General features: G+C 31.5%; 12 protein-coding genes. 11 read left to right on the top strand and 1 reads right to left on the bottom strand.

Annotated features, from left to right (window positions below; translation table 11 throughout):
* Positions 1-1,243: O-antigen ligase family protein (locus tag J7K39_10090; GenBank protein ID MCD6180238.1), on the top strand; the 1,243-nt coding region annotated here is incomplete at its 5' end.
* Positions 1,244-1,250: 7 nt separating this feature from the next.
* Here the strand turns inward: J7K39_10090 and J7K39_10085 are convergent.
* On the bottom strand, positions 1,251-2,291 hold the full coding sequence (locus tag J7K39_10085) for a hypothetical protein (GenBank protein MCD6180237.1): 1,041 nt from the start codon (positions 2,289-2,291) through the stop codon (positions 1,251-1,253).
* Positions 2,292-2,635: 344 nt separating this feature from the next.
* Here J7K39_10085 and J7K39_10080 point away from each other — a divergent pair, with 344 nt between their 5' ends.
* The 10 genes from J7K39_10080 to J7K39_10035 all read left to right on the top strand — a co-directional run.
* Positions 2,636-4,612 carry a polysaccharide biosynthesis protein gene (locus tag J7K39_10080; GenBank protein MCD6180236.1) on the top strand — a complete coding sequence of 659 codons (1,977 nt, stop codon included), beginning with the start codon at positions 2,636-2,638 and terminating at the stop codon, positions 4,610-4,612.
* 135 nt (positions 4,613-4,747) lie between these two features.
* Positions 4,748-5,803: a hypothetical protein gene (locus J7K39_10075; GenBank protein ID MCD6180235.1), complete on the top strand. Its 1,056-nt coding sequence runs from the start codon at positions 4,748-4,750 to the stop codon at positions 5,801-5,803.
* Between the two features lie 57 nt (positions 5,804-5,860).
* Positions 5,861-7,141, top strand: coding sequence for a flippase (locus J7K39_10070; GenBank protein MCD6180234.1), 1,281 nt, complete (start codon positions 5,861-5,863; stop codon positions 7,139-7,141).
* Complete coding sequence (locus J7K39_10065) at positions 7,138-7,983, top strand: sulfotransferase (GenBank protein ID MCD6180233.1); 846 nt, start codon at positions 7,138-7,140, stop codon at positions 7,981-7,983. The genes J7K39_10070 and J7K39_10065 overlap by 4 nt, the downstream gene beginning before the upstream one ends.
* Positions 7,980-8,858, top strand: coding sequence for a sulfotransferase domain-containing protein (locus J7K39_10060; GenBank protein MCD6180232.1), 879 nt, complete (start codon positions 7,980-7,982; stop codon positions 8,856-8,858). The genes J7K39_10065 and J7K39_10060 overlap by 4 nt, the downstream gene beginning before the upstream one ends.
* 10 nt (positions 8,859-8,868) lie before the next feature.
* Positions 8,869-9,675, top strand: a complete 807-nt coding sequence (locus tag J7K39_10055; protein ID MCD6180231.1) for a glycosyltransferase family 2 protein — start codon at positions 8,869-8,871, stop codon at positions 9,673-9,675.
* 2 nt (positions 9,676-9,677) lie between these two features.
* Positions 9,678-10,835 carry a glycosyltransferase family 4 protein gene (locus J7K39_10050; protein MCD6180230.1) on the top strand — a complete coding sequence of 386 codons (1,158 nt, stop codon included), beginning with the start codon at positions 9,678-9,680 and terminating at the stop codon, positions 10,833-10,835.
* 3 nt (positions 10,836-10,838) lie between these two features.
* Positions 10,839-12,089: an O-antigen ligase family protein gene (locus J7K39_10045; GenBank protein ID MCD6180229.1), complete on the top strand. Its 1,251-nt coding sequence runs from the start codon at positions 10,839-10,841 to the stop codon at positions 12,087-12,089.
* Between the two features lie 9 nt (positions 12,090-12,098).
* Entirely contained in the window at positions 12,099-13,244 is a 1,146-nt protein-coding gene (locus tag J7K39_10040; protein MCD6180228.1) for a glycosyltransferase family 4 protein, read from the top strand.
* The coding region (locus tag J7K39_10035) for a DUF1972 domain-containing protein (GenBank protein MCD6180227.1) at positions 13,241-13,851 on the top strand (611 nt) is incomplete at its 3' end. The genes J7K39_10040 and J7K39_10035, both read left to right, overlap by 4 nt.

The following is a 13,851-nucleotide window of genomic DNA, read 5'->3' as shown; positions in this document are numbered from 1 at the left end:
TTTTGTATTCTGGCTTCCTCTATTTGAGGGTTTTATGCCTACTATTTTTGGTGTTTGGATAGGATTTTGGTTGCTCGAAGGAAAGTTTAAAACAAGATTCTCGCATTTCAATTTTAAATCGGGATTATATTTATCATTAGCAGCTTATTTCTTATTGGGTATTTTGGCTGTTTTCTATTCATCCAATCAAGATAAGGCTTGGTTTGACGTTCAACAGAAACTAGCTCTGGTGGTATTCCCCATTTTACTTGCCGGCATGTCAGATTATTTTTGGAAAAATATAAGATGGGTATTTTGGGCTTTCATTGCAGGTTTATTCGTCGCCTCTATTTATGATCTGACTTACGCTATTCGGGCAAGTTATGCTGCCGGAGAAGCAGAAGGCGCATTTCGATTTTGGGTTTATGAGCGCCATCAAGAGCTTGGTTTTTTTCAATTGATTAACTTGAGGATGTCCTATTTTAGTTATGGATACTTTTCACAATTTATGCATCCCTCCTACTTTTCAATGTATCTGATATTTGGTATTCCACTAATTTATCATCTATATAAAACAAGATTAAAACCTAAGTCTTTAAATAAAATAGGTTACTTCTTTCTAGGTATATACTTTATATTTATTATTTACCTTTTACAATCCACAGCCGGATTTATCAGCTTAGCTGTTATATTATTATTGATGTTAATTAATGAAACATCTATTGTAAAAAAGAAAAAATTATCCTTTTTCTTATTTGGATTTATACTTTCTATTTTTGCTGTACTATTTATTGTAAATATTAAATCAAATCACCTAAGCGACTTTAAAAACAAATTCTCTACCGAATCTGTATCAACATCTTCTTCTATCCGTTTGGAAATGTGGAAAAATAGCTATTCTATGTGGGTTGAGAATCCAATCAGAGGTATTGGACCAAGTGATATTAGGGATGTATTTAAAGAAAAACTAGCTGAAAGCGGAAATATAGAGTTTGCAACAGGAAATTATAATATGCATAATCAATTTCTTGAGAGCTTTATAGGTTTAGGAATTTTAGGCTTAATTGCTCTTTTATCAATCCTTTTCTATAGTTTCAAAACTGCGTTAAAAAATAAAAATCTTCTATTAGCTTATCTACTAATAATAATAATCATAAATTTCTTCTTTGAATCGGTATTAAACCGCCAATCAGGATTATTCTTTTTACTTTTCTTTCTTAGCTTATTGGTATTTCTTCCAAAGTCACTTCCCGACAAAAGCTAAATTCCCTTTAACTTTCCTTAATAAATACAAAAACTTCTTTTCTAAACTTTAGAAGTAATGATAAGATTACGCCTAAAAATAAACCTAAGATTCCGAATTTAACAGAAGTATGCTCTTCTTTATTTACATTTACAGGATTTGTAACTTCAACAAATTTAGAAAGAAATATAAAAGGCTCTGTTTCCAGTTCTAAAGCCCGATAATTAGCGAGATTATCATTATAAAGTTTTAGAATATTTTCATGTAATAAACGAGTTGGTTGTATAGCTTGTTCAGGACTTGCGAGTAAGAGTTGTCCTAATTTTACAGTAGACTTATCATATTCTCTAAGTTCTTTTTCTTTAACAAAATATTCGTATGTTTTTAAGCTATCCAATATACTAATTTCGGTATCAATTCGACTAATTTCTTTTTCCAAATTACGCTTTTTCACATCAGAAATTTGTTGTAAACGAGGATAAGTAAGCAAATAATCTTCTAAACTTTGCTGTACTTGGTTTAAAATAGTAGGATCGTATGTAAGCAGTTGAACATGAAAACGATCTGTTATACGAACAGCATTCGATACTGTATCCGGCATAAACTCATTCTGATAATCAACTTCATCCGCTATTCCATCCTTATTTATATCAATCAACCAAAATGCCTGTAGATCATATATTTGAGCAGCATCGCTAACATCCATATTTAACTGGGCAGCTAAGCTAATACTATCATTATTTGCTAACAATTCGTGAATGCGATTAATATAATTAATCAGATTAGCATTAGGAATTGTATTAGATTGAATAGTAGCTGATGTCCTATAGTAAGGTGCAGTAGTTTTTGCAATATACAATCCGGAAAAAAAACCTAAGATAGCTAATCCAAAAATGATATAAGAATAACGAATAGAAAAATGTAAGGCTTTGATGGTAAATTTAAATAAATAAACAAACATTGAACCTATAAGTTGAAAAAGCCCTACGGTTGCTTTCTCCAAAGCTTTTCCTGCTTTTTGTGTAACTTCAATTAAATCAATTTCGTCATTGCGTTTTTCAGTGTCCATAGCCTATGTGGTTTAAAATTTATATGGTCAAATGATATCTTCGAAAAGATATATCCTTAGAATATTTTGAGCAAATATAGTGAAAAGAACTGTTTATGACTTAAACTCATTATTTTTTTTACATAATGATTATAACAGATATAAGCGATTCGTTCATCGGAAGAATCTATCCGTTTGATAAATAAACACAGACACTCACTCATTTAATTGGGATTAATAAAAACATCACCAAAAATATATTATATTTGTATGTGATAAATTTAAACTTTCAGTATATCACATTCATAAACAAATCAACGTTTTACTATTTGCGTTGAATGCATTTTCCAAATAATTTAACCGAGATGAAGATTGTACACTATTTTTTATTTAGGAATTCTAACAGATACGCTTCTCAATGGCTTGTATTTGGTGTTGATTTATTTTTAATTACTATCAACTTAATTTTAGCTTATTTAATACGATTCCAATTTCATTTGTCATTCGTTGATAATTCCTTTTATTTAAGTTTATTTCTTTCGCTTATAACGGCATCGGTTAGTTTTTTGTTAGTCGGTTCGTTTAAAGGCGTAATAAGACATACGGGATTTAAAGATGCCATAAATGTTATATATGGCATTAGTGTCTTAGTAATACTTAATCTGTCATTAGTTCTCGGATTTCGTTTGTTTAATATTTTCCCTTTATATTCCATACCCATATCGGTTATAATAATCCATTATCTGCTTAATGTTATCGCATTAGTCTTCAGCAGATTTGGATACAAAACACTTTTTCACCACTTAAAAGGAATTGAAACTACAAAAACAAATATTTTAATATATGGAGCAGGAGAATCGGGTTTAACAACCTATATGATGCTACAAAATAATATTGAATCAGCAGTAAATGTTGTAGGATTTATCGATGATAATATAGGAATTATAGGAAAACGGATTAATCGTGCAAGAGTATATTTACCAAGTGATATAGATGAACAATTTATTAGACTGCATAAAATTACCGAAGTAATTATTTCTATTCAAGTTATTGATAAGAAACGGCTAAATGAAATTGCAGAGAATTTACTGTCTTTGAAACTTAAAGTAAAAATCATCCCTCCCATAAAACAGTGGGTTGACGGTGATTTAAAACTCAGCCAAATAAAGAATATCAGGATTGAAGATCTCTTGGGTAGAGAGCCTATTAAACTTAATAATCAAATTGTTCAGAAAGAAATAAAAGGAAATACTATTCTTATTACAGGAGCGGCAGGATCTATTGGAAGTGAACTTGCCAGACAAGTTACAAAATATAAATATAAAAATCTTATTTTACTGGATATTGCAGAATCTCCTTTGTATGATATTCAACAAGAGTTAATACGTAAGGGTAAATCAAGGTTTCGTGTTGAAGTTGCAGATATTCGAGACTCCTTACGAATTCATCAAATTTTTGACGAGTTTAAACCTGACTTGGTTTTTCATGCGGCAGCATACAAGCATGTACCCCTGATGGAAGACGTTCCTTATGAAGCCGTTGCCACCAATGTTTTCGGAACTTATACCTTAGCTAATTTATCTATCAATCATAAGGTAAAGAAGTTTGTTATGGTAAGTACCGATAAAGCAGTAAATCCAACAAATGTTATGGGTGCAACTAAACGTTTATCAGAAATGTATGTAAGCTCCCTAAAGGATAATAATACAACAAAATTCATCACCACTCGTTTTGGTAATGTCTTAGGCTCTAACGGTTCTGTAATTCCTCTTTTTAGAAAACAAATAGAAGAAAATGGTCCATTAACCGTTACTCACAAAGAGATTACACGTTACTTTATGACTATTGAAGAAGCTTGTGAATTGGTATTAGAAGCCGGAGCAATGGGAAATGGAGGTGAAATTTACGTATTTGATATGGGTCAGCCAATGAAAATATTTGAGCTCGCAAAGAAAATGATTCAACTTTCGGGCTTACAATATCCTGATGATATAGACATTGAACTAACCGGTTTACGTCCGGGAGAAAAAATTTACGAGGAACTATTAGGATCTGGTGAAAATACCAAACCAACACATAATAAAAAGATAATGATTGCTAATGTTGTTGAACCTAATAAGGATTTTATAAGAACTCGTATAAAAGATTTGTTTGCTACCAACCTACCGGAAAACGGACCTTTAACAGTTTCTAAAATTAAGACCATAGTACCTGAATTTATTAGTAACAACTCTGTATTTGAAAGTCTTGATAACATTAAAGAAAATGGTATAATTAATCATCCCAGCATAGAAAACAGCAGTCAAAAGCAAGTAAACCGACCTAAACATCATTTTAATTAGACTCACCCACAACAAGTCTTCCAAAGCGCACTTACAACAGCAGCTAAAAAGTATCCTAATGAATTTCAAATAAAATCTTTGTGCTCTACTAATAATTATTAATTTTATACGTTTTTATTTAGTAAAAGAATATTTATGAGCGAAACACATAAAACAAACGATGAAGATATGGATTTGGGGGTATTATTTAATTTACTCCGAACTCTATTTAAAAATATTGCAAATGGAATCTATTGGATATTCAACTCCACATTTAAAACAACAATTGCATTTCTTCTTTTCATAAAAAAACATTTTTTAAAATTTGTAATTGCAGCTGTCTTGGGGGCAATTATAGGAGGAATATTCGAATACAAAATCAAAGAAACGCTTTACAGTTCATCTATGACTGTACAGGCTAACTACGAAAGTATTATTCAATTATATAAAGATATTGAATATTGCGAAGGCTTAATTGCAGAAGAGGATTATGGTTCATTAGCCAGGTATTTTGATATTGATTCCATTGAAGCAAGATCTATAAAGACTATAGAAGTAAGTCCATACACTAACGACAACCAAATTATTTTGGCGTATAACGACTTTATAACCAAGCTTGATAGTAATGTTATCCAAAATATTGATTTTGAAAAATTCAGTAAAAATATTCCTAAAGAAGAATTTCTCTATCATGTCGTCTATGTAGAATCAACAAACAGAACGTTATTTAGCAAATTAGAAAGTCCCATTATTCAGTCATTAGCAGATAACCCGTATTACTCTAAGCTTTTAGAGACTGAAGTAAACAATCTCAAATCACAAGAAAAAGTTCTTAATATAAGCATGATAGAGCTTGATTCTCTACGTCAATTATACAAAAAGCTCTCCCTAAACGAAAGCATAAAAGAAAATGCATCTACAAATTTCTATCTCGGAAATTCAGAAATAGACAAGCGTGATATTGTTGTTTTTGATAAATATATTAAAGCGAATATCGATCTTGTTGAAGTAAGAAGTGAGATGAATCTTAAGAATGAAATTGTTAATGTGGTTTCCAGCTTCAATAAAACCGGAGCTAAAGTTAAAGGACTGTTTCGTAACTCTATGGTATTGGGATTCTTTGGAGGCATTATCCTTATTTTTATTTACCTGTTGATTATTGAATCCAATCGTTTTTTAATTACTCAAGAAAAAAAGCTTAAGAATAAATAGAGATATTTAATATCCGAGTTTTAATTTTGGAGAATATTATAAATAAGGCGGAGTAATTTGAAAAGCGATTTAAAGTATTTAATTAAAAATAGTGGTTTAACATTTGCCCTTCGTATTGGAGGAATGGGATTAGGATATGTGATTGCTATCCTTATTTCTCAATTTTATGGTGCAGAAACCTATGGAAGGTACTCTATAATGGTAAATTTCAGTTTGTTTGCAATTATGATTTTTTCTATTGGTATTCCTACAGCCATTGTAAAATTGAGTTCAAGCCCCTCCTTTCATAGTAAGAACAAACCGCTAAATAACTATTTAAAGAAATCACTCATTATTTTAATCATCTCCGGACTCACAGGAAGTCTAATTATTTATCTACTTAAATCTTTCTTAGCAATCACCATTTTTCATGATTCATCTCTTCAGGTTTATTTTTTGTACCTAAGCCTATTCTTTACTTTACTAGTCCTACATAGATTTACGAATGAATACTTTAGAGGAAGCCTACAATTTATCAAATATGGCCTTTTTACTTTTATTCTCCCCTCCTTTATTCTTATCCTAATCTTATTCTATTTACGGTTCACAGGTAATCAGAAGTCTGAATTAACATTTCTAAGCTACCTTATTGGCTTTGCTTTTATCGCTATTCTTGGATTAATCTACTTTCCTTGGAAAGTTAATACAGGTCAAGATTACCAACTTAAAAATCTATTTCGTCTTGCTCTTCCAATGCTATTCAGTTCTGCTTTTATTTTTATCTCCAATTGGACAGATATCTTTATGTTAGGTATACTTGTCCCTAAAGCTGATGTTGGTATTTATAATGCAGCCTACAAAGTAGCAACACTTACCGTAATCATCATCAATGTTGTTAATATTGTTCTCGGTCCGCAAATAGCCAAACTTTTTGAATCAAAAGATTTCTCAGGTCTAAAAATAAAAGTACAACAAGCCACACAAGTCGTTACACTACTCACTATCCCTCTAATCATCATCATTATTGCATTCCGAAAGCCCTTACTTAATCTGTTTGGGGATGGTTTTTTAGAAGGAGAAATGACTTTAATTATTCTTTCTATAGGTATGCTATTCAATGCTTTAAGCGGAAGTGTAAGCTTGGTTTTAAATATGACAAACAAGCAAATTTCTTTACGGAATTTTACGATAATAGCTGCAATCTCCAATATTATACTCAATTACTTTCTCATTAAAAACTACGGAATTATTGGAGCAGCAATAGCCACAACATTAACCACTATTCTTTTGAATGTTTTGGCAATAATTGGCATAAAACGTTCTTTTAATTTCTATCCTTTTTCACTTAAACTAAGATGAATCAAATAACATTCCATATAGGTTTTCATAAAACAGCTACAAGTTGGATGCAGCAAGTGTATTTTTCACAACACACTGAATTAGAACTAATTAATAACTTTACAGAACCATGGAATGATCCTTTTATAAGTTATCTAATCAACCCTGAACTTCCCTTCTCAAAGAAGAAATGCGCTTCCTTATTTTCAAGAGTAACAAAAAACAGTAAACAAAAAAACTTAGTTATATCAGCAGAACGCCTATCTGGTCACCCCATAAGTGGAGGATGTGACAATACACAAATCGCTGAAAGAATTAAAGACTGTTTTCCAGAAGCAAGAATAATTATCATTAAACGAGAACCAAAATCATCTATAGAATCTGTTTATAAACAAATGGTTTCAGAAGGTTATGTCGGAACGCTCTACCAGTTTGTAACTACGAATACTTGGAAAACGAAAGGCCCATCTATTAACTATTTTAAGTCTGACATACTTATTAAAACATATATTAATTTATTTGGTTCACAAAAAGTCTTAGTTCTTGAATACGAAGATTTTCTTAAAGATAAACAAGCCTTTATCAAAAATATTGATTTATTCCTTCAAGTTTTAAATAAAAATTCTATTTCCAAAAATTCCAAGATTATAAATAAATCACTTCAAAATAAAAGGATTAGAGCACTTAGGATATTAAACTATTTTAGAAGCACCGATATCTATCCAAATCCTTTTATAAAGTTTCACTCAGAATTTATATTTAAACTAAGTAGAATATTCTCTCCCCTATTTTCAAATAAGAGATTCTTAGACAATAAATTGTGGAATAAAGTTTATCCCAAAATTAAATCAACAGATAAATGAATAAGTCAGTTAATTTTTTCGGTTTAGGAGCTCAAAAATCAGGGACAACTACATTGCACGATATTTTGAAGCAGCATCCAGATGTAGTACTACCTAAGTATAAAGAAAGTCACTATTTCAATGACGAAGAAACTTACAAAAAGGGATTAGATTATTATTTTTCATTTTACTTCCCTCCAATTCCTGACCATAAAGTAGTTGGAGAAATTGACCCTGAATATTTGGCTTGCGAAACTTGTCCGGAACGAATTAAAGAAGCTTTTGGTGAAGAATTGAAATTTATTATTATTCTTCGTAATCCAATAGACAGAGCTTACTCATCTTACTTGATGGCAAAAAGCCGAGGCTATGAAAAACTTTCGTTTGAAAAGGCCTTAGAAAGCGAATTGGAACGCGTAAATACAAGTTTTGGAAAAGTACATCTTAGTTATGTAGGAAGAAGCCTTTATTCTCCTCAGATTCAATCCTATTTCAATACGTTTCCTTCAGAAAATTTTTACATCATCAAGTTTGAGAATTTTACTCAGAATCTTAAAGAATCTATCAATCACATAAGTAACTTCCTTGGTTTACAGCCTTTTGACTTTGAATTTCAAAAAGCAAGTAATGTAGCCCATGAGCCCAAAAACAAAATAATTCGAGACTTTATCTATAAGCCCCTCTGGTTTAAAAAAATCGGGCATCTTTTAATTCCATCTCAAGCCTTAAGAGGAAAACTAATGCACAATTTAAATCAAGCCAATTTAAAACCTATTTCGAATAAAGAAGAACTTCCTAGCGAAATGAGAAAAATGATTTACACTAAATATTTTAAGGATGAAATTAATAAGTTAGAACTTTTAATCCATAAAGACTTATCAAACTGGAAATACTAAATATCTACGTATGACTAAACTTTCAATTATTATCGTCAATTATAATGGAGAAGGCTATCTAAAAGCTTGTTTTGACTCTATATATTATCATTGCAAAGGTTTTAGCTTTGAAATAATTGTTGTGGATAATAATTCATCCGATAAAAGCGTATCACTAATTGAGACGGAATATCCGAATATCCAATTAATAAAAAACAAAAAAAATACGGGATTTGCTGCTGCAAATAATACAGGAGCAGCTCAAGCAAAAGGAGACTTTATCCTTTTATTAAATAACGATACATTATTGATTGAAAATATTAAACCTGCAATTGATTTACTTGATAGTAACCAAGAGATAGGAATTATTGGAATTAAAATGTTAGATGGGCAGAATAGGTTTACCGCCTCTTTTGGCAAATTCCCTAAACCATATAATTTCCTAAAACTAAAGACCTTACAGATTAATTTAAGCGAAATAAATCATAAAATATCGAATTCACAAACTGAATATGTTGATGTAGATTGGATTTCGGGAGCTTTCTTACTTACAACTAAAGAAATATGGATTCAAGTAAATGGTCTTGATGAATCTTATTTTATGTATGTTGAAGATGTAGATTTTAACAAGAAAGTTCAAGCTTTGGATAAAAAAAGTGTTTTTATACCTTCACTTAGATTTACTCATTATGTAGGGTTTAATAAAAACCGTGAAAAACTCTTAATTAACTCATATAAGATTTATATTCGTAAACATAAAAGAGGGTTTAATAAATGGCTTAGTTTATTCTTTTTAAACATAAATCTATTTTATAAAAAAGCATTTAAGCAAATATAAAAATGAAAACTATTCTTTATTTCCATCAATCAGCAGAACTATATGGAAGCGATAAGACTTTATTACAGCTTGTTATAGGAATGTCGAAAAAAGGACATAAAGTTATAGTTATTGTTCCAGAAGAAGGACCTCTTACCGGTGAATTTCAAAATTTCAACATAAAATATATCGTCAGTCCTGTATTAAAGCTTTCGAGAGATATGTTTACATTAAAAAAACTATCTCTTTTTGTTTATCACTTTTTTAGTTCAACTAAAACTATACGAAGAGAGACCAAGAACTTAAATATCGACTGTATTCACTCAAACACATTAGCCGTTCTGCTTGGAGCTTTTTATGCTAAATTATTTCGTATTAAACATCTTTGGCATGTACATGAGATTATTGAGAGCCCTATCCTTGCAAATAAACTATATCGGTTTTTAGTCAACAGCTTCTCTTCTAAAGTGGTGTTTAATTCCAAAGCCTCGTTTACCAGTTTAATACGGGACAATAAGAATCTAAGAGCTAAATCCAGTATAATCTACAATGGAATAGAAAAGCCCGATAAATTGTACAGCCTTGAAGAAATAAATCATTTTAAAAAAGAAGAAATGAACTTGGCTTCTGATACTCTTGTGATTGGTGTGGTTGGAAGGATAAGCCGTTGGAAAGGACAAATTTTACTGTTAGAAGCTTTTGAAAAGTTACAAAAAGAAACGTCAGGAGTTTATTTATTAATTGTTGGTTCTCCTCCACCCGGCCAAGAACATTATTTATTAGATTTAAAGGATCATATTATCGCTAAAGGGCTGGAAAGTCATGTACAAATCCATCCTTTTAATACAGAAATTTGGAAATACTGGTCGAGCATTGATATTGCCGTAGTACCCTCAACAGAGCCGGAGCCCTTTGGTTTAGTTGCTATTGAAGCTATGCTGATGGGGAAACCCGTAGTAGCAGCTGCTCATGGTGGTTTAACGGAAATCATCGAAGACAAAAAAACAGGATGGCTTTTTAAACCAAATGACAAAAACAATTTATACGCCGGCTTAAAGCAACTTACAAAAGACAAGACCTTGCGAAACAAACTTGGAAAGAATGCAAAAATAGATGTGGAGAAACGGTTTTCAAAAGAGAAATATGTTCAAAATTTCTCCAAGTTATATAAGTCAATGTAAATTATGAATAAACTAGGCAAACATATTATCGAAAAATTCCTCTTTGTGCTCTTGCTACTTCTGCCCTTGCATTTGGTTCAATTCGAGATTGCATCAGCTTTATTTATCATACTTAGTATCCTCTACCTAAACAATAGAAATCAAAAGATAAGTGGTAACTTTATCACAACTATTCTTCCTCTACTCCTTATTTTTGCTCTGGGTACAGTAACCCTATTTTTTTACTCCTACTCCAACTGGGATATTGCAAGAGATATCGCCTATTTTCTAAAACCTATCCTGCTTCTTTTCTTAGGCTATGCACTCATTCATAAGATTAAAGACCCAAACTTTATATTCCAAGTCTTTGTTTATTTAGGCTTGGCATTTGCTATCTGGCATATCTATAACATTATTACATTTCCTGAGCTTTTTAATACGAGTATAAATATTATCCGAAACAGTACGGGACTCTCTAACCATGTTGAACTCTTGGCATTGGTATTCTTAATTATAAGTCTTAAATATCCTGACATACAGATCTTTAAAGAAAAAAGAACTATTTATTATGCCTTAGGTATTTTAGGAATATCCTTTATTCTCTATTTCTCTAGAACCATGTGGGTAGCAGTATTTATTCTCCTCTTAGCTTCTTTTGGCTACGCCAAGATTACTCTAAAAGCACTTAAATATATTAGCTTGTTTGTTTTGTTAATCGTTAGCTTTTATATTTATCTCTATTCCATAGATATCAGAAGGAATGAGCCTGGCATTTCTACCTTTTTATACAAAATGAAAATCGCACCTGAAGAAATATTTCTTCCTAAAGTTGACCTCAACGATCATGCCTCACTTTGGGATCATTGGCGTGCTTATGAAGCCAAGATGGCTTTGGAGCAGATGAGTGGGTTCCAACACCTTGTAGGACGTGGTTTTGGATCACAAGTAGATCTTCTATTTGTTGCCCCTCTCGACGAAAAAGGAATGCGCTATATCTCGCACTTGCACAATGGCTACATTTTAATTTATTATAAAACGGGGATCATTGGACTGCTTTTCTATTTACTATTCATCTTACATTTGTATTTACATACATTTTCCAAAAAGGAAATCTATCAAACGCTCCCTATAAATAATTTAATTTCAGCAATAGGGATTTATTTATTCTTCAGTACCTTAATCATCTCTGGAATTTATAATACTTCTTCCATTTATACACTTCTGCTTGGGGCTTTACTCGCTCAATATGACAGACTAAAACTGATCAGAATTTAAAATAATACTATGCGGTCAGAATTAAAAGTTGCATTTCTAACATCAACAGATCCAACTGATAAAACAGCTTGGTCAGGTATCCACTATCAGATGTTTAAAGCACTCAAAGAACAAAGAATACAAATAACAGCTATTGGCCCCGTTTGGGATAAATTACCACGAGCAATTATTTACATCTTAGATAAAATCAGTCGAGCTCTATTCAAAAAAAGGTATAACAAAGCACAAAATTTAATTTTAAGTTTTTGGTATGCTTTCTTCTTCAAATTAAAACTAAAAACTAATAAATTTGATTTAATCTTTGTTCCCGTAGGTTCGACACAAATTGCATTTTTAAACACAGAACTTCCCATTTATTATTACGGAGACACTAGCTTTTCTCAAATAAATGGCTATTATCCAGAATTCTCTAATTTGATTTCTTTTTCAAATTGGGAATCAGAATATATAGAAAACAAATCTCTAAATAAAACACACGTTAGAATATACGCTTCTGAATGGGCAGCAAATCATGTAATTAATCATTACAAAATGCCTAAGGATAAAACTTTCGTCGTTCCCTTTGGAGCTAATATAAATGATCATATTCCCATTTTTAATTCAGCAAAACTTAAAGACCCCATTTGTCGCTTACTTTTTTTAGGAGTAGATTGGAAGCGAAAAGGAGGAGATATTGCTTATGATACATTGGTACATTTAAACAATAAAGGTATTGAAACAGAACTAACTGTAGTCGGTTGCACTCCTCCTGTTGAGCACCCCAAAATGCTTATTATTCCATTTCTAAATAAAAACAATACTCCTGACTATCAAAAATTCAGTTTAATTTTCAAGCAAACTCATTTTCTTTTAATGCCCACTAGGGCAGAATGTGCTGGAATAATTTACGGTGAGGCATCTGCTTTTTACGTTCCTTCTCTTGCAACAAATACTGGAGGAGTATCGTCTGTAATAGAAAATGGAGTAAATGGTTTTATGCTTGACTTTGAAGCTAAAGCAGAATCCTACTCAGCCATTATAGAAAAATATTTTCTTGATAAAGACCGTTATCGTACATTTGCCTTGAATGCACATAAAAAATACAAAAATGAGCTCAATTGGGAGCATTGGGCAAAAAAAATCATAAATATTATTGAAGATACTTTAAAAAAATGAGAATTGGAATTTTAGGAACTCGTGGAATACCTAACCGCTATAGTGGTTACGAGCAATTTGCTGAATATTTCTCTCAATATATGGTTCAAAAGGGGCACGATGTCAGCGTTTATTCTTCTTCTCTTCACTCCTATCAAGAAAATGAATTCCATGGTGTAAAACTTATTCACCAGCACGATCCCGAAGACAAATTGGGTGCTTTCGGTCAGTTTATTTACGATTTTAATTGCATTCGCGACAGCAAAAAGCAAAACTTTGATTTACTGTTATTACTTGGATATACAAGCAGTTCTGTTTGGGGATGGTATTTACCCAAAAATACGGTAATAGTCAGCAATATGGATGGGCTTGAGTGGAAGCGTAGCAAATACAATTGGGGCGTCCGTAAATTTTTAAAACTTGCGGAATATTTAGCCGTTAAAACTAGTGATTTCTATATTGCCGATTCTAAAGGAATTCAATCATACCTTGGTAAAAAGTATGGAATTACTTCTGAATACATTGCTTATGGAGTGCATAATGACCAAAAACAAGATAGCGACTTATTCTATAAACTGAAACTGAAATCAGGGGAATACTCCATGTTAATTGCTCGTATGGAACCCGA

The sequence above is a fragment of the Bacteroidales bacterium genome (assembly GCA_021157585.1).
Taxonomy (GTDB): domain Bacteria; phylum Bacteroidota; class Bacteroidia; order Bacteroidales; family UBA12170; genus UBA12170.
This window is presented reverse-complemented; position numbering and strand designations above follow the sequence as displayed.